Raw genomic sequence first — 22,568 nt, 5'->3', positions numbered from 1 at the left:
AGCCAATGCACCAAAGAACGGGTTTCTCGGCCGAGAAACCCGTTCTTTTCGTGTTGTTCCCGTAACTGCCGCAAACATCGGGCACAATCAAGCGGATGCTTCGGTTTGCTCCCGCACGGCCTTGCGCGGCTGCGCTGCCCAAGAGGCAATGGGCACGGTAAACACTCCCGGCACGGCCGCAAATCGGCGGTAGACGGCCAGAGCCAGCACGATTGCCGCGCCGCACAGCAGCAGCGGAACCGCCGTTGCGGCATCCGTCGGTAACGTCACGCCGCCGGCCATGACGATCGCTGCGAGCGCCGCCATGGGAAAGGTATGCACCAGATAGATGGGCAACGTGCGGCTACCCAGCACCCGCATGAAATCAAACATCGGTGCGCGCGACAGAACGACGGCCACGCTGATGCCCACCAGCACTGCCAGCACGCTCACGGCGAGGAGCACGAACGGTACCCGCGTCAATGACAGTTTCACCATGAGGAGCACAACGCCGGCATACAAGCCACAGAGCACGGCCATGTGCCACCACCGCACCCGCGGAATCAGGCGTCGCACGCGCGGGCCCAGCCAGATCGCCGCCAGGAAGAAGACGAGGTAACGGCCCATCTTGTCCCACGGCGTACCCGTGTGCAGAACCTGCGAGCCGAACAGCACGGCGAGCGCTCCCGTTACGGACACGGAAATGAGCGGATGCCAGCGCCGAGTCAGCCAGGCCACGGTGAGAAAGATGGGCAGGGCGTAGATGAACCAGAGATTTATATTCGGCCGAATGAAGAGGGTAACCAGGTCGGACCACCTGGCAAAGGGCCCCTCGGGGCCGATCGGCGGCAGGGCCAGCAGGAACAGCGTCTGGGCGGCGACCCAGGCCGTGTAGAGATACAGCAGCAGGGACATCCGCTTACGAAACAGCTGCCAGAAGGGCAGCCGAATGGCCTGGGCCGCGAGGAGTCCGGATATGAAGAAGAACAGGGGCATACGGAAGGTGTCGAGCAGTGGGTTGAGCGGCGCCAGGTCGCCGGCCAGACCGACCCGGTCGAGGTACATGACCGAGTGATAGAGCACAACGAGGGTGATCGCGATGCCCTTTGCCACGTCGATCCAGTCTTCGCGTAGCGTGCCGCGAATGACGAACGAGGCGGCGTCAGTCACGGGGCGTGGTCTTGAGAGACTTGCCAAAGGGGAACAGTGCTGCCACCCGGCGACGGACGGGGTTCGGCAGATCGGGACCCTTGGGAATCAAAGTCAGCGCGAGCACCAGGATGAGCAGTCGCGCCGCGGTGTACAGCGGGCCGAAGAAGAAGACCCACACGGTGTTCACGACCAGAAACAGCAGAATTCCACTGGCCCGGTTCGCGGCAACCGCGGCTCCGACCCCGCGCAAAACCAGAAAAAGAATGACGACGGCCAGCAGGACACCGGGAATGCCGAACCGTGCCCAGAGGTCGCCGAGCACCGAATGCAGTTCGATATTGCCGCCGAACATGTAGTTTTCGACGTACCCATTGTCGGGGTCGTAGCTGATCGATGCCATTCCCGTCTTCGCCGCGAGCAGATCGGTCGGATTCAGCAGCGTGCCGGCCCCGAACCCGTATGGCCGGTGTGCCATCAGGGACGCCGTCGCGGCCAGTTCCGGTCGCCCGCCCAGAATGAGCGACCCGGCAGTGTTGAGCTGGTCGATGGTGCGGGCCCGCGTCGCCTCGCCGAACAGCCCCGCGACGATGGCCGCCTGCCCCAGGTTGTACACGACGACGGCGAGCACACCGAGGGCGACGACAACCCCGGCGCCCGATCTGATGCGCAGGTAACGAAACCGGCTGGTCGGGCGCATCTGCCAAGCCACGAGAATGAGGGTCAGAAGCAGGATCGCGAAGGACGAGCGCGCATCGGTGACCATTGACAAGACTGTCAGCCCGAGCACAGCGAGCAGGTCGAACCAGCGACGATCAAGAATGTGCGCGATGGCGAGGATCACCACTGTCAGGGCAAAGGAGAATCCGAAGCGCCAGGGATTGTCGAAGAACCGGGCGTTGTCGGTGGTTACGCTCCCGAGCAGGCCGAGCCCAAACCACAGGGCCACCCACGAGTCGGGCAGTACGCTGCGAGTCCAAAGCACAAAGCCGAAGGAGCACAACAGGCCAACCAGCCCGATGGAGTTGCCGGCCAGTTCGCTCATCGCGATGACGTGGGTGGGTTCGGCGAGTACGGACAGCCAGATGCCGGAGCCGACGGCGACGAAGCCGATCACCACGAGGGTGAGCGCGCCCCGATAGCGGCCCAGCGTGGGCAGCCAGAGCGGAATCAGCGCTGCGGCCGCCAGGTAGCCGACGGTGATGCCGAGCGGAAGGTCGAGTCGCAGACCGATCAGGACCAGCACGATGACAGCAAGGATTTTGGTCGAACGCGGCACCACCGCCTCGGTCGAGGGCACCCGATCACGGCCGGAATTCACGGCGAGCGGCACGGGCTGCTCGCGCGTCTGGCGTGCGCTCGCGCGTGCGCTCGCGCGCTGTTTTGTCACGGTCTGTTGTGTCGACTTGCGCATGTAGGTCGTTCGGCCCCGCACCGGGCCGCGCCCGAAACAATTCGGGTATTGTTCCTGCCGCGCGACCGCATCGGCACAACAGTAGGACCATGAGGGCACGGGATCAAGGCCGAGTCGGGTGAATTCCCAGTGCGATTCCCCCCGATCGGGGGTCGCACCCTGCTGACATGCTGCGTGTACAGTGGCGTTTTCAGCTTGATCCACGCCCTGAGCCAATGGGAGCTACCGCCTTGCCCGAGGACGCCTCACCCGCAGCTCCAACGAAACGCAAGCCCGATCTACTGCCCAATCGGACCGGCACAGTTTCGCGTAATATGACGGTCGCATTGCTGGGCAACGCGTTTCCCCCGCTCGTCGCACTGTTCTCCGGCCCCATCTTGGCGCAGGCACTGGGGGTTGACGGGCGTGGTGCGGTGGCAGCGGCGACGGCACCATTGGCACTGGTCGTCACGATAGCCACGTTTGGAATTCCCGAAGCCGTCACGTGGATAATCGCGAAAAAGCCAGCGTTGGCGCGAAACGCAGCGGGTCGGGGGATGCTTATTCTGGGCATCGCCGGACTATTCGCGACCGCCGCCATCGTCTTTTCACCACCTTTGTTGAGTGGTGGCGACCCGAGCGTTCAGCTACTGATCGTGTTCGCCAGTCTGGCCATTGTGCCGAACCTTCTCGTGGGGATACTCCGCGGCGTTGCCTCGGCCACGAGCAGCTGGCGGCTCGTATCCATGGAACGCATTATCTCGTCGGTTCTGCGCCTCGCGGTCCTCATCCCGTTCTGGCTGACAGGAACGCTCACCCCGCTCGTGGCCACCATCACGGTCGCTGCCATGCCCGTGGTCGGCGCCTTTGTCTACATCGGGCGCATGCGCAGCCTCGACCCGCGCGCGCACGAGGTTCCGCCCGAAGCACGCATGCGCGGGCTCCTCAGCTACGGCAGCCGAATGTGGGTCGGTTCGCTGTCGGGCGTGCTCCTGACGCGTCTCGATCAGGTGCTGCTGACGCCGCTCGCCGGTACCTACCAGCTCGGACTCTACGTCGTGGCGGTGAGCATCAGCGAGTTGCCGTTGATCATTCACCACGCGGTGCGTGATGTCTCGTTCGTCAACGAAGCGGCCAAGCCTGAGGACGAACGTCTCAGTTCGTCTGCCCGCATCTCGACGGCGCTCTCGGCACTGGCAGCACTGGCACTCGGCGTGTCCATGCTGTGGTGGCTGCCGTTTCTGTTCGGGGAGGGCTTTCGCGAATCGATTCCGATTGCCGCGGTACTCCTCGTTGCCGTTGTGCTGCTCACGCCGGGTTCCATTGCTGGCGCCGGGCTGAGCGCGCGCGGCCGCCCCGGGCTGCGCAGCATCGCACTGACCATTTCGTGCGTCATCAACATTGTGATGCTCATCATCCTCGCGCCGCTGCTGGGGGCGATGGGAGCGGCGCTCACGACGCTCGCGGGCAACATCATCACGAGCAACCTCAACCTGCTGTTCCTGTCGCGGGTGTTTGGAATCGGAATGCTGCAGTTCTACGGTCTGCGTCGTTCAGACATCGCCACCATCGGCCGCTACGGTAAGCGGATACTGCGGCGCAAGACGCGCTGACCGGGTACGTACGTTAGCTGGCGAAGCGGTCGGTAGCCTCGATAATGGCGTCCAGGATTCCGGGTTGGTCGAAGGCATGGCCGGCGTCGGGGATCAGCTTGAATTCCGCCTCGGGCCAGTTCTTGTGCAGGTCCCAGGCGGTGAAGGCCGGCGTGCACATGTCGTAGCGGCCCTGCACGATGACACCGGGGATTTCGGCGAGCCGGGAGGCGTTGTCGATCAGCTGGTTCGGCGTGAACCAGCCCCTATTGGCGAAGAAGTGGTTCTCGATGCGGGCAAAGGCCACAGCGAAGGCTGGGTCGGAGAAGTGCGCGATCTTGTCTGGCTCCTGCAGCAGGGTGATCGTGGAGGATTCCCAGGTGGCCCAGGCCACGCCGGCGCGTTCGCGCACGAACTGGTCCGGGTCGTGCAGCAGCCGACCGTAGGCCTCGATCAGGTGGCCGCGTTCGTTTTCGGGGACCGGAGCGAGAAAGGATTCCCACAGGTCGGGGTAGATTGCCGCGGCGCCGCCCTCGTAGAACCAGTCGAGTTCGACCGGGCGAAGGGTGAAGATACCGCGCACGACGAGTTCGGTGACCTGGGCGGGGTGGGTCTCGGCGTAGGCGAGCGCGAAGGTGCTGCCCCAGGATCCGCCGCAGACCAGCCAGCGGTCGATGCCGAGGTGCTCGCGCAGTTTTTCCAAGTCGGCGACGAGAGTCCAGGTGGTGTTCACGCTCAGGTCAACGTCGGGCTCGCTCGCGTGCGGCGTGCTGAGACCGCAGCCACGCTGGTCGAACAGAATGATGCGGTACTTCGCCGGATCGAATACCCGACGCTGGTCCGGGCCGGACGCGCCACCCGGGCCGCCGTGCAGATACACCGCGGGCTTGCCGTCGGGGTTGCCCGAGGCTTCCCAGTAAATGGTCTGGTTGTCACCGACATCGAGCATGCCGGTTTCGTAGGGTTCAAGCTCGGGGTAGAAGGTTCGCATGCTTCGAGCCTATGCCCCTCGTGTGCGCGGCCCCGGATCAGCTGCCGACGAGTCCCACCTCGTAGGCCAGAATGACCGCCTGCACCCGGTCGCGCAGCCCGAGCTTGTGGAGGATTCGCCCGACGTGGGTTTTCACCGTCGATTCGGAGAGAAAGAAGCGTTCGGCCAATTCGGTGTTGGAGAGCCCCTCGGCGATGGCCAGAAAAACCTCGGTTTCACGGTCGGTGAGCGCCGCGAGCGCCATGGCATTGGAGGCCCCTCCCGTCTCGGGCTGCGGCAATTTGGTGCCGAACAGGTCGAGCAGGCGCCGGGTCACCCGCGGTGAAACGGATGCCTCACCCGAGACCACCGTGCGGATCGCGGCGATCAGCTCCCCGGGTTCGGCGTTTTTCAGCAGGAAGCCGCTAGCACCGGCGCGCAGACCACCGAAGGCGTACTCGTCGAGGTCGAAGGTGGTGAGGATGATGATGCGGGTCTCCGGCTGGGCGGCCATGATCTGCCGGGTCGCCTCGATGCCGTCGATGCCGGACATGCGCACGTCCATCAGGACCACGTCGGGTTTCAGCCTGGCTGCGAGGTCGATCGCCTGCGCGCCGTCGCTCGCTTCGCCGACGACGGTGAAGTCGTCTTCGGCTTCCAGCACCATGCGAAAACCCACGCGCAACAGGGCCTGGTCATCTACCAGCAGGATACGGATCGGTGCGGAACGGGGAGTCATTGTTCGTCCTCAAAGTTCAGGGTCGCGTGTACGCGCCAGCCGTCGCGGAGTTCCGGCGCTGCCTCAAAGGTTCCACCATAGATCGCCACGCGTTCCTGCATTCCGATCAAGCCGCGCCCGAAACCGCGAACGCTTGCCACTGCCGCATGCCGCCCATTGTCGCTGATCGTGACCTGGGCGGCACCGGGCGACGATTGCAGGCGCACGACCACCCGGGTCGGAGTGTCCGCATAGCGCAGCACGTTGGTCAGCGACTCCTGGATGATCCGAAAAATCGTTAGCTGCACGCTCGCATTGCTCGGCTCACGCCCGCTGCGTTCCAGAACAACGGGAAGCCCGGTCGACCGAAACGATTCCACGAGGTCGGTCAGCTCGTCGATGCCCGGCTGCGGAGCGCGCGGGGCCGGGTCGGTGTCCACCTCGAGCACCCCGAGCAGCCGGCGCATCTCGGACATGGACCGGCGCCCAGTGGCCGCGACGTCGAGCATCGCCGCGCGGGATCGCTCCACGTCTTTGGGGGCGATGGCGTGGGCACCGTCGGCGAGCGCCACCATGACCGAGAGGCTGTGGGCGACCACATCGTGCATTTCGCCGGCGATTCGGGCGCGCTCGGAGATGCGGGAGAGCTGCGCCTGCTGGTCGCGTTCGCGGGTCAGCTGCGCGGCAAGGTCCAGAAGCGACGAGACGTAGCGCTTGCTGTTGCCCATATTGACGCCGACCAGGGTCGCGGCGAGCAGCATGATCGCCACCTGGACCGCGACCGGAATCCAGGGGACCTCGTCGGGATTATCGGTGAGCCAGGCGGCCAGTCCGGCCAGCAGAACGGATGCGCTGAAACCGGTCCACGCGCTGCGCACGTCCGAATACACCGCGACCGCGTAGAGCGCCAGGAGCTGGGCGATGAGGTGCACTTCGCCGTAGTCGGCGAAGGTGAGCAGGCCGATCCAGGTCAGGGCCAGGACGAGCCGCGGCATCCGTCGGCGAAAGAACAGTGCGACGGCCAGCAGCAGCATGAGGCCGGCATTGAGCAACGCGTCCGGGAGCGGAGCCGGGTCATCGTCGAGCAGGTTGAGCACCAGGGTGAGCACCATCGGAACGACGTAGATCGCCGCAACGAGGCCGTCGGCCAGGTGGGGATGCCTGGTCCAGAACCGCCGCACGATTCCGGGCGGGGTGGGCAGGCGCAGGTCTCCCCCCGGCGCCAGAGTGCGCCCGGGGGGAGAGGTGGTGGTGCTCATCTATCGACTCTACGGGTCGTGGCGCCTCAGGCGTCCCGGCGCTTGAGCAGCAGCGCGGCCACGCCGAGGCTCACGACCACCCAGGCGAGCACGATCAGGAAGCCCTGCCAGGATTCCATGGCGTTCGGGGTGATCATCGTCGCACCGGCCACGGTGAAGAGGTAGGGCACGATGTCGGCGATCCACTCAACGAACATCGACAGCACGGCCAACACCGTCGGCAGGAGCAGGGTGATTCCGAGCACCGTGGCAATGCCGCCGGCGCTGCTGCGCAGAATCGTGCCGATGCCGAGGGCGAACACGGCGATGATCGCGAGGAACAGCGCGTTACCGAGCAGCGGCAAAAACACCTCGGTGTCGAACAGGCTCGCACTCAGGTCCTTGGCGCCCAGGATGGGCATGGCCACGAGAAACGATCCGACCACGCTGATCAGGCCGACCAGGAAGGTGAAACCGAACAGCACGACGACCTTGGCCCAGAGTGCGGGCAGACGATTGGGCACCGCGGTCAGCGTCGACTTGATCATGCCGCTGGAGTACTCGCCACTGATCGAGAGCACGCCGAGGACGGCGACAATCAGCTGGCCAAGTCCGAGACCGGTCGTGGAGACGAGCACGAACATTTGCGCACTCTCCACGGCCATGGGGGCACCGGTGGCCGGATCGAATCCGGCCGTTGACGCCGACATGGCCAACGACATCAGCACGGCGATGCCGAGCGAGACCACGACAACGAGCGAGAGCGTCCAGTAGGTGGAGCGCAGGCTCCACAGCTTGATCGATTCGGAGCGGAGCAGGCCGGTGATGCTGAGCCCGGATCCGGTCGGCACGAAGGAGGTGCGGGCTGCGGACGGCTGGACGGGGTTGGTCAGGGTGCTCATCGGGCAACCTCCGCTTCGGTGTGAGAGGACGCATCACCGGTGCGATACTCCACCTCGTTCTGGGTGAGTTTCATGTATGCGTCCTCGAGCGAGGCGCTCACCGCCGAGAGTTCGTGCAGGGAGATCTGGGCGGCGGCGGCGCGGTCGCCGATGTCGTTCACAGAAAGTCCCGTGATCTCGAGCACGTCCTGCTCAACGTTGGTGATGGTCACATCCGGCTGGGCGAGCAGAGTGGCCAGAGCTGCGGTGTGCGGAGTGCGCACGCGAACCGTGTTCTGCGCGGCCGAGGCGATAATGTCGGCGACCGAGGCATCCGCTATCACCCGGCCTCGACCGAGCACGATGATGTGGTCGGCGGTGAGGGCCATCTCACTCATGAGGTGGGAAGAGAGCAGCACGGTGCGGCCCTCGGCGGCGAGCTGCTTGGTGAGCTTGCGCACCCACTGCACGCCCTCGGGGTCGAGACCGTTGACCGGCTCGTCGAGAATAAGGGTGGCCGGGTCGCCGAGCAGCGCGGCGGCGATGCCGAGGCGCTGGCCCATGCCGAGGGAGAAGCCGCCGACGCGTTTGCGGGCGACGGATTCGAGGCCGGTGAGGTTAATCACCTCGTGTACTCGGCTGGTGGGGATGTTGTGGGTGGCGGCCATGGCGCGCAGGTGGTTGTAGGCGCTGCGTCCGGTGTGCACAGCCTTGGCGTCGAGCAGCACACCCACTTCGCGCAGCGGCGCCTTGTGTTCGTGGTACGGCTTGCCGTTAACGATGACGGAGCCTGCGCTCGGCTTGTCCAGACCGACGATCATGCGCATGGTGGTGGACTTGCCGGCGCCGTTCGGCCCGAGAAAGCCGGTGACCTTGCCCGGCTGCACCGTGAAGTCGACCGCGTCGACCGCGGTCTTGCTTCCGTAGCGCTTGGTCAGGGACTGTGCCTGGATCATGCCTGCCTCATTCCGTTGATGGGTGAGGCCCCGTTTTCGTGCGCTGAAGCCCCCATACCAAACGGTATGGTTTGTGACCTCTGTGGCGCATCAACCATGGGGATGGTTGTGCACCATCCCCGTCGTACCTGGGTACGACGGGGCCCGGCTATTTCTTGACCGGCTTTTCGGGGGTTGGCGCGGTTCCGGAGGCACGCTGGGCGGCGTAGTAGTCGCGGGCTTCATTCTGGCGCTCACGTTCGGCACCGCTCGCGATCGTGGCTCTGAGGTGGTCCTGCGAGTAGCCGAACGCGTCGACGAGGTCCTGGGCGTGCGGGCGAATGCGGGCGATCAGCCGATCGATGTAGGCGGTGACGGCCTGGGCGCGCTGGGCGGAGAGCCGGCCGTGGATGAGGTACCAGGCCAGGTTCTTCTCGATCAGGCCGAGGCCGAACAGGTCGCGCAGCCAGGTGAGTACCTGATTGGTGCCGGCGTCGTCGGTGTGCTCGAGGGCACGGGTGAACGATTCCCACTGCAGCAGTTCGCCGTGGGCACGGGCAGCTTCGATGAGCTCGTTCTGGTGCGCGTTGAACAGGTCGGCCGCCTGCTTCTTGGGCAGCTTGGTGGCGCCGCGCAGCTTTCCGGCCACCTCGGCGATCATGCTCTCGACCCGGTCGGTGAGCAGCTCGCGCTGCACGTCGGCGTCCCGGAGGGCACCGACGGAACGAGCCGTCGAACCCCGGTCGGCTACGGCCTGCGCGAGGGTGCGTAGTCCGGTGCCGTGGTAGGCGCGACCGGCGGCATGCTGCACGACGTAGCGGGCGAGGGCGCCGGCATCCGCTGTGGCGAATTTGCGACTGTAATCGGTGAGCAGGCGCTTGGCGACGAGCTGCAGGAGCACGTTGTTGTCGCCCTCGAAGGTTGCGAAGATGTCCAGGTCGGCGCGCAGGCCGACCAGACGATTCTCGGCCAGGAAGCCGGCACCGCCGCAGGCCTCGCGAGCTTCCTGCAGCGTGTCGAGCGCATGCCAGGTGGAGAGTGGCTTGAGCGCGGCGGCGAGGGTTTCGAGGTCCTGCCGGTCGTCATCGGTGTCGGCCTTGCCGCTGAACACCTCGTCGAACTTCACCAGGAACTCGTCGTGGGCGAAGGTCTGCGCGTAGGTCGTGGCGAGGCGCGGCAGTAACCGGCGCTGGTGCCGCTGGTAGTCGAGGATGACTTCTTCATCGGTGTCGCTGCCCGCGGTGAACTGACGACGCTGGCTTCCATAAGTGATCGCGATGGTCAGCGCCAAAGCGGATGCCGCGGTGGCGGCGCCATCGAGCGACACGCGACCCTGCACCAGCGTTCCCAGCATGGTGAAGAATCGGCGGCCGGGGCTTCCAATCGGGCTGGAGTAGGCGCCGTCTTCTGCAACGTCGCCGTACCGGTTGAGCAGATTTTCGCGCGGGATACGCACGTTGTCGAAGTGCAGTCGACCGTTGTCGATGCCGTTGAGTCCGCCCTTGAGGCCGTCGTCTTCGCCGCCGACGCCGGGCAGAAAGTCACCGTGCTCGTCGCGAATGGGCAGATAGAAGGCGTGCACGCCGTGATTGACGCCCTGGGTGATGAGCTGGGCGAACAGCACGGCCGCGATGCCGTCCTTCGCGGCGTTGCCGAGGTAGTCCTTCCAGGCGGCGCGAAACGGGGTGTTGATGACGAACTCGCCGGTGGCCGCGTCGAAGGTTGCGGTGGTGCCGATGCTCGCGACGTCGGAGCCGTGCCCGATCTCCGTCATGGCGAACGCACCGGGAACGCTGAGGTCCATGATGCCGGGGAGGTACTTGTCGTGGTGCGGCTTGGTGCCGAGGTGCAGCACGGCAGCGCCGAACAGCCCCCACTGCACTCCGCCCTTGATCTGCAGGCTCGGGTCGGCGATGACGAGTTCTTCGAAGCCGGCGATGTTTCCACCGTGGTCGTCCTGCCCGCCAAGGTGCTTGGGGAAGGCGCGCAGCACGTGGCCGTTGGCGGCGAGCACCTTGAGCTGGTCGAGCACGCGCAGGCGGTGGTCGGCCATCGAGAGGCCTTCAATGCGCTGCATGTCGGGGCGGGCGGTCACCTCGCGTGCCTTCAGCCGCACGTCGGCCCAGGTGCCGAGCAGTTGTCGTCCGAGTTGTTCGACGTTGACCACGGGGGCGGCCTCGTCGCCGATGGATTTGATGGGGCCGGTATCGACGCCGACCTCGAGGCTGGGGTCGATCGTCGCCGATCGAATGTTGGAGCGCTGCGCCGTGTCTACCATCATTGGTCCTAACTGATCGCACGAAAGTCGTGATCGCCACGTTAGAACCACATGGTGCGGTCGCGAAATGCGCGGTGCGGGGGCCACAACGATATATGCCGTCTACGGCATCCGTTTTGTAGGATCAGTACAACTGCAAGCTGCGTGGACTGTGATCCCCCACAAGCAAGGTGGTCAGGCGGAGGCGGCGACGACCTCGAGCAGGGCCTCGCCGTAGGCTTCGAGCTTCTTGGCACCGATGCCTGTGATGCCGTCGAGCCCGGCGAGGGTGGTGGGGCCGGCGGCGGCGACGGCGATCAGGGTGGCGTCGCCGAACACGATGTAGGCGGGTACGCCCTGCTCCTTCGACTCCGCCGAGCGCCAAACCCGCAGCGCTTCGAACAGGGTCTCCTGCATGCGGCTGAGGTCGGCGGCAGCGACCTTGGCGGCGCTCGGGCGGCGGGCCGCGCTTGAGCGCGCGGGACGGTCGGGTTCGCGCCGCAACTGCACGTCGCGACGGCCGCCGAGAACGTCGGCGGCGGCATCCGTCAGAATGAGGGTGCCGTACTCGCCGGACGTGGCGAGCAGACCCTGGGCGAGCATCTGGCGCACGACGCCGCGCCAGGCCTGGTCGCTGAGGTCGGCGCCCAGGCCCCAGGTACTCAGTTCGGTGTGCCGATACTGGGCCGCTCGAGGGGTTTCCTTGCCACGGAGGATGTCGATGAGGTGGCCGGCGCCGAACTTCTGGTTGCGTTCGCGGTGCAGGCGCACGATAGTGGAGAGCAGTTTCTGGGCGGGGATGGTGCCGTCCCAGGCCTCCGGTGGCTCGAGGCACGTGTCGCAGTTGCCACAGGGTTCACTGGTCTGGCCGAAGTAGCGCAGCAGATTGACGCGGCGGCAGTGCACGGTTTCGCACAGGGCAAGCATGGCGTCGAGATGGGCGGACAGTTTGCGCCGATGGCTGAGATCGCCGGGCGACTCGTCGATCATACGGCGCTGCTGCACCACGTCTTGCAGGCCGTAGGCGAGCCAGGCCGTGGCCGGTGCGCCGTCGCGACCGGCGCGACCGGTCTCCTGGTAGTAGCCCTCGACCGATTTGGGCAGGTCGATGTGGGCGACGAAGCGCACGTCCGGCTTATCGATTCCCATGCCGAACGCGATCGTGGCGACGATGACGACGCCCTCCTCGCGGAGGAACCGGGACTGAGTGCGGGCGCGCAGGCCGGCATCGAGCCCGGCGTGATAGGGCAGGGCGTTCACACCGTTCTGACGCAAAAACTCTGCCGTCTGGTCGACGGTTTTGCGGCTGAGCGCGTAGACGATTCCGGCGTCACCGGGGTGCTCGGTCTTCAGGAAGGACAGCAGTTGCTTGCGCACCTCGGACTTGCCGACGATGCGGTACTGAATATTGGGCCGGTCGAAGCTTGCCACGAAGTGCTTCGCATCGCCCATCTGCAGGCGGGTGGTGATCTCCTGATGGGTGGCATCCGTCGCGGTGGCGGTGAGGGCGATGCGCGGAACGTCGGGCCAGCGGTCGGCGAGTTCGCTGAGCGCCAGGTAGTCCGGCCGAAAATCGTGGCCCCACTGCGACACGCAGTGGGCTTCGTCGATGGCGAACAGGGCGATGGTTCCACGGTCGAGCAGACGCTTGGTGGCCTCGTTGGAGAGGCGCTCGGGGGCGACGTAGAGCAGGTCGAGGTCGCCGTTGAGGTAGTCGCGTTCGACCTGGCTGCGGGTGGCGGAATCCTGGCTGGAGTTGAGGAATTCAGCGCGCACACCGACAGCGGTAAGGGCATCGACCTGGTCTTGCATCAGGGCGATCAGCGGCGAGACGACGATGCCGGTGCCAGCCCGCACGAGCGCGGGAATTTGATAGCACAGGCTCTTGCCGCCACCGGTGGGCATGAGCACGACGGCGTCCTTGCCGTCGACGACCTGCGCGATAATTTCGGCCTGGTCGCCGCGGAACGTGTCGTAGCCAAACACGGTGTGCAGGGCTTCGGCCGCGGTCTTGAATTTGCGGGTCGCGGCGCGCACAGGTACAGCGGGCCGACTGGCCGCGGGCCCGCTGGCTTGGTTCGAAGCGGATGCTGCCCCCGCGTAGGCCGGCTGCCGCTGGAACTGCTGGTCGCCGAACTGCCGGTCCGCCTCGGGCGGCGGTGCGTCGTAGTCGTCGGGCGCGTCGAAATCACTCGGGCCGTCGAATTCACTCGGTACAGCAACGTCGCGGGGTGCTTCGACGTCGTCGGGGTTCCCGGGCAGCTCAGCGTTCCAACTCACCTGCCTACTGTACCCGGGGCCCCTGACACGTTGCCCCGCGCGCCAACACCCCCCGCGAGAGATTGAAGTGCGGGGAGGGCGGGCGAAAGCTAGCGGCTGCGCTTGCGGCGGCGGAGGAGAAGCAGGGCTGCTGCGCCGGCCAGTACCACAGCGCCGAGGATCCCCCCGATCCAGGCAGGGGTGCTGTCGCCAGCAGCATCAGTCGAGCCGAGGTCTGCGGGGGGCGAGGTCGCGGCATCCGTCGTGACGGCATCCGCTGTCGTGCCGCAGGTTGGAGCCGTGGCGGCCCCGTCGGCGAGCACCTGGTCGGCGGTCGGCTGCCAGTCGAAGGTGTACTCGTCGGAGATAGGGTGGCCGTCGACGGAAACCGTCTGCCAGATCACCGTGTACTGCCCGGCAGCGCCGAGCTGCGCTGTCGTTTCGACTGTGGCACCGGAGACAGTACCGCACCCGTCGCCATAGAAAAGCGGTGCGTCGGCCGGGCCGGTCACGACCATGGCGCTTCCCTCGCCGGTTCCGCCGAGATCGAGGAGCAGATCGCTCGTGGTGACCGAGAATTCACCGGGCTGCTCGGTTACGACCGAGTCGCCCTCTGGTGAGGAACCAATCTCATCGTTGTGGGCCGACGCCGGGGCCGTGCCCCAGCCGAGAGCCAGGGCGATAACGGCGGCCGCGAACAGAGCGCGAGCGGTCGTGGCAGCAGATTTAGAGGTCGTGACCTTCATGATTGTCCTTAAACGTGGGGTGCCCGCGCTACTCGAACAGTGCAGGGCAATGCCTCTGCTACTCATTCGGTGCGGTGGGCTAAATGGTCTGGTTGCGGTTTAGGCGGCGAGAGCGAAAACCGGCGGGCCACGATGGCGCATCGCCGACAGCACCAGAACCAGATCGCGCGGGGTGAGCACCGGCGCGACGTTCCCAATGCGCTGCGGGGCCGCCATCGGCACGGCCAGTTGGGCGGGCACGAACAGCGTGCGGATGCCGAGGCGAACGTTTTCGACGAGACTCCAGAACGCGCGTTCGGCGAAACGCAGCGCCAGAATCGTGACGATCGCGGCCCCAAAGTGGGCGAGCCACATGGCCGCGCTGTCGTGTGGGACGTGGGCGGTCGCGCCCATGACCATCGGGTCGATCAGACCGGGCAGTGCAGCGTGCTGATGGGTGGCCGCGGCGGCGATGGCGTCAGCTCCGAGCATGCCTCCGGTTGCCCCAAGCGAAAACAGTCCGTGAAAGATGATCTGGCTGACCAGCACCGACACGGCACCGCGCCAGAACGACAGAGTGCGACCGGCGAGCACAACGCAGACCATTCCGGCGAAGGCGAGCGATACGACGACGGCCAGGAAGCTCGGCGCCGAACCGCCACCCAGGGTGTGCGACAGGGCCGCGACAAAGGTTGAGAACGCGGCGACGATCCAGCCGCGCGCGAAGCGGGCCCAGCGTGTGTGCATTTGGTCCCTCTCCGGTCTCCTCCACAGTAGCCGACCGTCCTTGGAGAGAGGCGATGCACTCGAGTCCCTGGACCACGATCCAAGCGAAGAGATCCCGCTCGGATTGGCCGCAATCCCAGCTGGGGACAGGTCAGGCGCGGCCGGTGAATGCGGGCTTGCGCTTCTCCTGAAACGCGGCGAAGCCCTCGCGGTAGTCGCCGGTGGCGCACAGCGCGGCCTGGGCGGCGGTTTCGTCGCTCATGCTCTGCCAGAGTCCGAGGCGTTCGTCTCGCAGTGACTGCACGAGCGCTTTGCTCGCGAGAAAGGCCTGCGTTGCACCGGATGCCGCGCGAGCGGCCGCCTGCATCGTCACCTCGGTCAGCTCCGCGGCCGGAAAGACCTGGCTGAACAGGCCGCCCGCGACGGCCTCAGCCCCCGACATGAGCCGGCCGCTGTAGATCAGGTCGAGGGTGCGGTGAGCGCCGAGGCGTTCCACGAACAGGGCGTGCCCGCCGGAGTCGAGGGTGGCGCCGAGGTTCGCGAACGGCGAGCCGATCTTGGCGGTGTCGGCGACGTAGACAACGTCGGTCGCGATGAGCAGACCGAGTCCGACGCCAAGGCAGGCGCCGTGGGCGGCCGCGAAGGTCGGTGCCGGAAACCGGCTCATGCGCTCCAGCAGCGGAGTGACGAGATCACCGAGGTAGCCGAGCACATCGTCGGTGCGCGGATCGACCGCAGAAATATCCCGGCCGGCGCAGAAGGCCCGTCCCTCGCCGCTCAGCACCAAGGCGCGCACGCCGGCCCGCTCGGCCGTTTGGTAAGCCGCGTCGAGTTCGACGATCGCGGCCGCATCGAGGGCGTTGAGCTTGTCGGGCGCGCTCAGCACCACGTGGGCGACGTTGTTGTCTATTGAGAGCTCGATCACGTACATCCGCTTTCTTGGTATCGGTTAGACGTCGTAGTCGACAACGACGGTGTCGGTGGTCGGGTGCGACTGACAGGTCAGCACGTAGCCGCGGGCGAGCTCTTCGGGCTCGAGCGCGTAGTTCTCGGTCATGGTGACGTCGCCGCTGACCAGTTTGGCGCGGCAGGTGCCGCAGACTCCGCCGGCGCAGGCGAACGGCACGTCGGGCCGCACCCGCAGAGCTGCGTTCAGGATGCTCTCGTTCGCATTGACCGGCGTCGTCACCGTGTTGCTCTGGCCGTCGAGGGTGAACTCGATCTGGAACGTCTTGTCACCGGTGCCGATGATGACCGGCCGGCCACGATCACCGTTGGCCGCCGAGGGCTCCCCTTTGGTGAACAGTTCGAAGCGCACGTGGGAGCGTTCGACGCCCGTGCTCTCCAGCGTGTCGCGGCAGAGCTGCACGAGTTCGAAGGGGCCGCACAGAAACCACTCATCGACCGTGGCCGGGCGCAGAATGGTGTCGAGCATGCGCCGAAATTTCTCTTCGTCGATGCGGCCGGACAGCAACGTGGACGAACGCTGCTCGCGGGAGAGCACGTGGTAGAGCGCGAGGCGGGCCGGGTAGCGGTCCTTGAGCTCGGCCAGTTCGTCGAGGAACATCACGTCGAGCGCGGTGCGGTTGGTGTAGACGAGGGTGAACATCGAGGTGTCTGAGGCGGCAAGCACGGTGTGCGCGAGCGCCATGAGCGGGGTGATTCCCGAGCCGGCGGCCACGCCCACGACGTGCTTGTGGTCGAGGTCCTTCAGCGTCAAGGTGAAGCTGCCCTGTGGGCTCATCACGTCGATTTCGTCGCCGGGGTGCAGTTCGCTGTTGGCCCACGTGGAGAAGGCGCCACCGAGGTCGCGCTTGATCGCAACGCTGATTTCACCGGCGGTTTCGGGCCGGCAGATCGAATAGCTGCGGCGCAGCTCCTGGCCGTCGATCGTGGCCCGTAGGGCGAGGTGCTGGCCGGGCAGGTAGTCGAACGCGCCCTGCAGTTTGGGCGGAACGGTGAAGGTGACCTCGACGCTGTCGGCGGTGAGTGGGACCACTTCGGCCACGGTCAGGGTGTGGAAACGCGCGCGGTGCTTGACCGGCGCCAGGGTGGTGGCGCCCTCGTTCGTGGATTCGAGACGTGTTGCAGCCATTAGAGCACCTTGAAGTAGTCGAACGGCTCGAGGCAGTCTCGGCATTCGTAGAGGGACTTACAGGAGGTGGAGCCGAAGTGCGCGAGCTCGCGGGTGTTGAGCGAGGAACAGCGCGGGCATTTCACGGCCATTTTCAGGCGGATCGGGCCGGCCGGACCTGAGGCGCGCACGGTCGCATGCCCGGTCGGAGCCGCGATGCCATACTCGCGGAGTTTGGCTTTGCCGATCTCGCTCATCCAGTCGGTGGTCCACGCCGGGCTGAGCACCAGCCGAACCGAGACGTTCTCGTACCCGGCGCTCGTGAGCACCGCGAGAACGTCATCGCGCATGGCGTCCATCGCGGGGCATCCGCTATAGGTCGGGGTCAGAGTGACCGCGACTGCCTGGGTACCGTCGGCGTCGCTGGTGACGTTGACCCCGCGCAGCACGCCGAGGTCTTCAATGGTAAGCACCGGAATCTCGGGGTCGACGACCTGGGCGGCGATGGTCCAGGCGGCGAGCGAGGCCGCGTCGGTGGGACGCGGGCGGGCGACAGCTTCGTGCATCTGGGTGGTCACCAGGACGCTCCAGGGTGAGCGCGGGTGAGCACCTGCATTTCGGCGAGAAGAAAGGCGAGGTGTTCGGAGTGCTTGCCGGTGCGGCCACCGCCGGAGGCGACGAATCCCACCGGAATGTCGAGTTCGGCTTCCGCGAGCACCGGCGCGATGGCGGAGTCGAACGCGGGGCGCAGGCTCGACGGGCGAACCGCGATTCCCTCGAGGCGGTCGATGAGCGGGTCGTCGCGGAAGATCTCTTCGACGTAGGGCCACAGGTCACTCATCGCGGTGATCATGCGGCGGCGCGATTCGTCGGTGCCCTGCGCGAGGCGCAGCACCCACTGGGTGGAGTGGTCGCGGTGATAGTCGACCTCTTTCACCGCCTTGGCGGCGATCGCTGCGAGGGTTGGGTCAGCGGATGCCCGCAGCCGGCTGTACAGCTCGAACAGGTAGTGGGACACGATGAACTGGCGCGCGATCGTGTGCGCGAAGTCACCGTTGGGCTGCTCGACAATGTGCAGCGAACGAAAATCGGGCTCGGTGCGCCAGTAGGCGAGGTCGTCTTCGCTGCGGTCCGTGGCGGTGCCGGCGTAGTGCAGCAGGGACCGGGCGTGCCCGATCAGGTCGAGGGCGACGTTGCCGAGGGCGACATCTTCTTCGAGTTCGGGAGCGCGGGAGATCCAGGCGCCGAGTTGCTGGGCCAGGACGAGTGAGTCGTCACCGAGCCACAGTGCGTATTCCGCGATGTCGGCTGTGGCGACGGACGGGCCCTCGATCAGCTCGGCGTCGAGGGTGGTGACTTCGACGGCGACGTGGCCGTGAACATCCGCTTCAGCGCTGTCATTGTTCGCAGTGTCGTCACTCACAGGTGTTTCACTCCCTCGCTCTTGGAGTAGTAGCTCGCGTGGCGGTAGTTCTTGCCGGCGGGCGATTCGAAGAAGGCGCCCTTGGCGTCAGGGTCACTCGTGGTGATGGCGGCCGCGGGTACGACCCAGACCGAGACGCCCTCACTACGCCGGGTGTACAGGTCTCGGGCGTTGCGCACGGCGAGGGTCTCGTCGGGGGCGTGCAGCGAGCCGACGTGCACATGGCTGAGGCCACGGTTGGAGCGCACGAAGACCTCCCAGAGGGGCCAGATTTCTGCGGCTGAGTCGCCGGGAGTGGTCATGAGGCTGCCATTTCTTCAGTTCGTGTGGACTGTTTACGTGCATAAGCCGCGGCAGCTTCGCGCACCCATTGGCCCTCGTCGTGGGCGTCGCGGCGACGCTGCAGACGCTGGGCATTGTTCGGGCCGCGGCCGGCAAGCACCTCGTGGAACTCGGTCCAGTCGATCACGCCGAGATCCCACTGCTGGGTCTCTTCGTTGAAGCGCAGGTCGGGGTCCGGCAGGGTTACGCCGAGCACGGCGGCCTGCGGAACGAGCATATTCACGAAGCGCTGACGCAGCTCGTCGTTGGAGTGACGCTTGATCTTCCATGCCATCGACTGCGCTGAGTTGGGCGAGTCGTCATCGGGCGGGCCGAACATCATCAGCGCGGGCCAGTACCAGCGATTGACCGAATCCTGGGCCATCTGACGCTGCTCGTCGGTGCCCTGCATGAGCTCGAGCAGAATCTCGAAACCCTGACGCTGGTGGAAAGACTCTTCCTTGCAGATGCGCACCATCGCGCGTCCGTAGGGACCGTAGGAGGCTCGGCAGAGCGGCACCTGGTTGCAAATGGCGGCGCCGTCGACGAGCCAGCCGATCGAGCCCATGTCGGCCCAGCTCGGGGTGGGGTAGTTGAAGATCGAGGAGTAGCGCGCCTTGCCGGCGATGAGGGCATCCGTCATGTCATCGCGGGTCGCGCCGAGGGTCTGCGCGGCGGAATAGAGGTAGAGGCCGTGGCCGGCTTCGTCTTGCACCTTGGCCATCAGGATGGCCTTGCGCTTGAGGCTCGGGGCGCGGGTGATCCAGTTGGACTCGGGCTGCATGCCGATGATTTCGGAGTGCGCGTGCTGCGAGATCTGGCGCACGAGCGACTTGCGGTAGCCCTCGGGCATCCAGTCGCGCGGCTCAATGCGCGAATCGGCTTCAATCAGATCGTTGAACTGCTGTTCTTCGACACTGATTGCGGCGGGGACGCTCATATCGGGCGTGATGGTGCTTGTCATCATCGGCTCCTGGTCTGCGTTGACTGCGGTGGTCGGATCTTTATCGTGTACAAGCTGGTGGCGCTAAGGTAAGGCACGTCGAGAATTTTGCACACTGAACGGCATTCTATTACCAACCGATCGTTCAGTTAGTATATAGTCTCATTATTGGGCGGGCAACCCCCGCTTGAACGGCAACTCAACGAGGAGATCCGAATGACCCAAGCCGCATCCGCCGGCAGCCAGGCCATGATGCAGCGCGACCGGGCATCCGCTTCTCTCGGAATGATCGTGCACCGTAACGAGCCGGGCCACTCGGTGGTCTCGATGGTGGTGCGCGACGACATGCTCAATGGTTTCGATGTCACCCACGGCGGTTTCATCTTCGCTCTCGCCGACACGGCCTTCGCCATCGCCTGCAACGACTCGCATCACGTGACGCTCGCCGCCGGCGCCGACATCATTTTTCTGAAGCCGACCACGAGCGGCCAGAACCTGACCGCAACCGCGCTGTTGCGGGTCAAGAGCGGCCGAAGCGGCATCTACGACGTGCGGGTGACCATCGACGACGACGTCACGGTCGCCGAATTTCGCGGCCGAAGCCGCACCACCAACTTGCCCGTTCCCGCTCGCACCCACCTCTAACCCTTCCGGAAGGCACCATGTCAACGCTGACCAAGACCCGTCTGCACGCACCGGCACTCGAGGAGCTCGACGCAGCAGAACGCCTGGACCGCGACGAGATTCGCGCGCTGCAACTGATTCGCCTCAAGCACACCGTGCGGCACGCCTATCAGAACGTACCTCTCTATACGCGCAAATTTGATGCGGTCGGTGTGCACCCGGACGACATTCGCACCCTCGAAGACGTCGCGTTGCTGCCATTCACGACCAAGGAAGACCTGCGGATGTCGTACCCGTTCGGCATGTTTGCGGTACCGATGCACCAGGTCGCACGCATTCACACCTCCTCGGGCACGACCGGCCTGCCGACCGTGGTCGGTTACACCAAGAATGACCTCGCAATGTGGGCGGGACTGGTCGCCCGCAGCCTGCGCGCCTCGGGTGTGCGCCCCGGCATGAAGGTGCACAACGCCTACGGCTACGGCCTGTTCACCGGGGGGCTGGGCGCCCACGCCGGCATCGAAGCACTCGGTGCCTGCGCCATTCCCATGTCGGGTGGACAGACCAATAAGCAGGTGCAGATGATCACCGACTTCGAGCCCGACATCATTCTGTCAACGCCGAGCTACCTCCTCACGATCACCGATGCCATGGTGGCCGCCGGCCTCGACCCGCGCCGTTCCAGTCTCAAAGCCGGCGTGCTCGGTGCCGAACCGTGGACCAACCAGATGCGCCTCGAGCTGGAAGACCGTCTCGACTTCGACGCACTCGACATCTACGGCCTCAGCGAAGTCATGGGCCCGGGAGTCGGCAATGAGTGCATCGAGTCCAAAGACGGCCCGCATCTCTGGGAAGATCACTTTCTGCCGGAAATCATCAATGGTGACACCGGACAGGGCCTGCCTGACGGTGAAACGGGTGAACTCGTGTTCACGTCGCTGACCAAGGAGGCGTTTCCGGTCATCCGCTATCGCACCAGAGACCTGACCCGATTGCTTCCCGGTACCGCTCGACCAGGTATGCGCCGGATGGAGAAGATCACCGGTCGCAACGACGACATGATCATTCTGCGCGGGGTCAACCTTTTTCCGACCCAGATCGAAGAGATCGTGCTCGGCATCGAGCACCTCTCCCCGCATTTCGTGCTGGAACTGACCCGACCCTCCCGCATGGACGAATTGACCGTGCGTATTGAACGGCACGAGCACTCCACCGATACGGAGTCAACGGTCGCCCGCGACCTCCTCATTGCCCTGATCAAGGACCGGATCGGCTCGAGCGTCCATGTACTCATCGTCGAACCCGGAACCCTGGAACGCAGCACCGGAAAGCACAAGCGCGTGTACGACCTTCGCTAGTTTGTCGTGTCCGGACCGCCTGCGTGAGAGACTCAAGACCTATGTCTGACGTACACACCCCCAAGCGCGGGCGCCCCGGCTACGACCAACGCGCCATCCTCGAGATCGCCGTCACCGCGTTCAATGAATTCGGTTATGACGCCACCTCGATGGGAGTGCTCGCGACACGCCTCGCCCTGTCGAAAGCGGCCATCTACCACCACTTCTCCTCCAAGGATGAAGTGCTTCAGCTCGCCCTCGACGAGGCACTGAATGGTCTCGAGGGCGTCCTGCTTGAGTCCGGAGCGCTGACCGGAAGCGCTATCGACCGCCTGGCCTACGTGCTGCGCGGTGCCGTTCAAGTTCTCACGTCGCGGCTTCCCTACGTCACATTATTGCTCCGCGTGCGCGGCAATACCGAGGTCGAGCGGCTGGCTCTCACACGCCGTCGGGCCTTCGACCGCGCCGTCTCGTCCCTGGTCATCGAGGCCAGCGATGCGGGTTCACTCCGCAGCGACATCGATCCCCGCATCGTCACGCGCCTACTCTTCGGCATGGTCAACTCCATCGTCGAATGGTACCGCCCCGAAGGTCCAGAGGATGCCGCCCAGCTCGCCGACGACGTCCTGGCCGTAGCCCTGGACGGGCTCCGCCGCCGCTAGCGATTAGATAGCAAAGGCCACGCACTTCTGTGCGTGGCCTTCTCTCTCTCGTTGTCGTGGGTTAACGCAAAAAGGCCACCCTTTCGGGTGGCCTCTTTGTTTTTTCTAAGTTAAGTCCGGCGGTGTCTTACTCTCCCACAGGGTCCCCCCTGCAGTACCATCAGCGCTGAGAGTCTTAGCTTCCGGGTTCGGAATGTGACCGGGCGTTTCCCTCTCGCTATAGCCGCCGAAACATCTTGTGATGAACCACACCAAAGTGTGACCGTCAAGTCGTTTCGAACAATTATCGCTTCGCCACCCAAACACTCTGAGTGAACTATTCAATTATGTTACGTATTCCAATACTCTACAGTACTGGTGCT

21 protein-coding genes and 1 rRNA gene are annotated in these 22,568 nt (G+C 65.4%); 4 read left to right on the top strand and 18 right to left on the bottom strand.

Going from position 1 to position 22,568, the window contains the following annotated elements; all coding sequences use genetic code 11:
• Positions 1-87: 87 nt before the first annotated feature.
• Positions 88-1,149: an acyltransferase family protein gene (locus E3T43_RS00290; RefSeq protein ID WP_166791193.1), complete on the bottom strand. Its 1,062-nt coding sequence runs from the start codon at positions 1,147-1,149 to the stop codon at positions 88-90.
• The gene (locus E3T43_RS00285) at positions 1,142-2,518 is read right to left on the bottom strand and encodes a hypothetical protein (RefSeq protein WP_134470875.1); all 1,377 of its coding nucleotides are present in this window, start codon (positions 2,516-2,518) and stop codon (positions 1,142-1,144) included. Before E3T43_RS00285 ends, E3T43_RS00290 begins: the two co-directional genes overlap by 8 nt.
• Before the next feature lie 338 nt (positions 2,519-2,856).
• Here E3T43_RS00285 and E3T43_RS00280 point away from each other — a divergent pair, with 338 nt between their 5' ends.
• On the top strand, positions 2,857-4,134 hold the full coding sequence (locus E3T43_RS00280; protein ID WP_166791192.1) for an oligosaccharide flippase family protein: 1,278 nt from the start codon (positions 2,857-2,859) through the stop codon (positions 4,132-4,134).
• Between the two features lie 13 nt (positions 4,135-4,147).
• Here E3T43_RS00280 and pip read toward each other — a convergent pair whose 3' ends face one another.
• The 15 genes from pip to paaA form a co-directional block, all read right to left on the bottom strand.
• A complete protein-coding gene (gene pip, locus E3T43_RS00275; protein ID WP_134470873.1) occupies positions 4,148-5,104 on the bottom strand; it encodes a prolyl aminopeptidase in 957 nt (318 codons plus the stop codon).
• A 37-nt stretch (positions 5,105-5,141) separates the two neighbouring features.
• Positions 5,142-5,822: a response regulator transcription factor gene (locus tag E3T43_RS00270; RefSeq protein WP_134470872.1), complete on the bottom strand. Its 681-nt coding sequence runs from the start codon at positions 5,820-5,822 to the stop codon at positions 5,142-5,144.
• Positions 5,819-7,060, bottom strand: coding sequence for a sensor histidine kinase (locus E3T43_RS00265; RefSeq protein ID WP_134470871.1), 1,242 nt, complete (start codon positions 7,058-7,060; stop codon positions 5,819-5,821). The genes E3T43_RS00270 and E3T43_RS00265 overlap by 4 nt, the downstream gene beginning before the upstream one ends.
• Before the next feature lie 26 nt (positions 7,061-7,086).
• Positions 7,087-7,941, bottom strand: a complete 855-nt coding sequence (locus tag E3T43_RS00260; protein ID WP_134470870.1) for an ABC transporter permease subunit — start codon at positions 7,939-7,941, stop codon at positions 7,087-7,089.
• Positions 7,938-8,876: an ABC transporter ATP-binding protein gene (locus E3T43_RS00255; RefSeq protein WP_134470869.1), complete on the bottom strand. Its 939-nt coding sequence runs from the start codon at positions 8,874-8,876 to the stop codon at positions 7,938-7,940. Before E3T43_RS00255 ends, E3T43_RS00260 begins: the two co-directional genes overlap by 4 nt.
• 148 nt (positions 8,877-9,024) lie before the next feature.
• Positions 9,025-11,133 (bottom strand): acyl-CoA dehydrogenase, encoded by a 2,109-nt coding sequence (locus tag E3T43_RS00250; protein ID WP_134470912.1) that lies wholly within the window; start codon positions 11,131-11,133, stop codon positions 9,025-9,027.
• Positions 11,134-11,307: 174 nt separating this feature from the next.
• A complete protein-coding gene (gene recQ / locus E3T43_RS00245; protein WP_370449849.1) occupies positions 11,308-13,392 on the bottom strand; it encodes a DNA helicase RecQ in 2,085 nt (694 codons plus the stop codon).
• 89 nt (positions 13,393-13,481) lie between these two features.
• Positions 13,482-14,117, bottom strand: coding sequence for a copper resistance CopC family protein (locus E3T43_RS00240; protein WP_166791191.1), 636 nt, complete (start codon positions 14,115-14,117; stop codon positions 13,482-13,484).
• Positions 14,118-14,216: 99 nt separating this feature from the next.
• Positions 14,217-14,843 (bottom strand): hypothetical protein, encoded by a 627-nt coding sequence (locus tag E3T43_RS00235; RefSeq protein ID WP_134470867.1) that lies wholly within the window; start codon positions 14,841-14,843, stop codon positions 14,217-14,219.
• Positions 14,844-14,973: 130 nt separating this feature from the next.
• Positions 14,974-15,747, bottom strand: a complete 774-nt coding sequence (locus E3T43_RS00230; protein ID WP_134470910.1) for an enoyl-CoA hydratase/isomerase family protein — start codon at positions 15,745-15,747, stop codon at positions 14,974-14,976.
• 24 nt (positions 15,748-15,771) lie between these two features.
• Positions 15,772-16,917, bottom strand: a complete 1,146-nt coding sequence (paaE, locus tag E3T43_RS00225) for a 1,2-phenylacetyl-CoA epoxidase subunit PaaE (protein ID WP_134470866.1) — start codon at positions 16,915-16,917, stop codon at positions 15,772-15,774.
• Positions 16,917-17,462, bottom strand: a complete 546-nt coding sequence (gene paaD, locus E3T43_RS00220) for a 1,2-phenylacetyl-CoA epoxidase subunit PaaD (RefSeq protein ID WP_134470909.1) — start codon at positions 17,460-17,462, stop codon at positions 16,917-16,919. The genes paaE and paaD overlap by 1 nt, the downstream gene beginning before the upstream one ends.
• Positions 17,463-17,470: 8 nt before the next feature.
• Positions 17,471-18,319: a 1,2-phenylacetyl-CoA epoxidase subunit PaaC gene (gene paaC, locus E3T43_RS00215; RefSeq protein WP_134470865.1), complete on the bottom strand. Its 849-nt coding sequence runs from the start codon at positions 18,317-18,319 to the stop codon at positions 17,471-17,473.
• Positions 18,316-18,621 carry a 1,2-phenylacetyl-CoA epoxidase subunit PaaB gene (paaB, locus tag E3T43_RS00210; protein ID WP_092106867.1) on the bottom strand — a complete coding sequence of 102 codons (306 nt, stop codon included), beginning with the start codon at positions 18,619-18,621 and terminating at the stop codon, positions 18,316-18,318. The genes paaC and paaB overlap by 4 nt, the downstream gene beginning before the upstream one ends.
• A complete protein-coding gene (gene paaA / locus E3T43_RS00205; protein WP_370449851.1) occupies positions 18,618-19,604 on the bottom strand; it encodes a 1,2-phenylacetyl-CoA epoxidase subunit PaaA in 987 nt (328 codons plus the stop codon). The genes paaB and paaA overlap by 4 nt, the downstream gene beginning before the upstream one ends.
• Positions 19,605-19,799: 195 nt before the next feature.
• Between paaA and paaI the strand changes: the two genes are divergently transcribed.
• Genes paaI through E3T43_RS00190 form a run of 3 tightly spaced genes read left to right on the top strand, consistent with a single transcriptional unit; the run spans position 19,800 to position 22,206 of the window.
• Positions 19,800-20,228, top strand: coding sequence for a hydroxyphenylacetyl-CoA thioesterase PaaI (paaI, locus tag E3T43_RS00200; protein WP_134470864.1), 429 nt, complete (start codon positions 19,800-19,802; stop codon positions 20,226-20,228).
• A 26-nt stretch (positions 20,229-20,254) separates the two neighbouring features.
• A complete protein-coding gene (gene paaK / locus E3T43_RS00195) occupies positions 20,255-21,565 on the top strand; it encodes a phenylacetate--CoA ligase PaaK (RefSeq protein ID WP_370449850.1) in 1,311 nt (436 codons plus the stop codon).
• Between the two features lie 41 nt (positions 21,566-21,606).
• Positions 21,607-22,206 (top strand): TetR/AcrR family transcriptional regulator, encoded by a 600-nt coding sequence (locus E3T43_RS00190; protein ID WP_134470862.1) that lies wholly within the window; start codon positions 21,607-21,609, stop codon positions 22,204-22,206.
• A gap of 114 nt (positions 22,207-22,320) precedes the next feature.
• On the opposite strand, the gene rrf is transcribed toward E3T43_RS00190, so the two are convergent.
• Positions 22,321-22,437: ribosomal RNA gene (rrf, locus tag E3T43_RS00185) — 5S ribosomal RNA — on the bottom strand.
• Positions 22,438-22,568 lie beyond the last annotated feature (131 nt).

Source organism: Cryobacterium sp. Hh7 (genome assembly GCF_004403155.1).
Taxonomy (GTDB): Bacteria; Actinomycetota; Actinomycetes; order Actinomycetales; family Microbacteriaceae; genus Cryobacterium; species Cryobacterium levicorallinum.
This window is presented reverse-complemented; position numbering and strand designations above follow the sequence as displayed.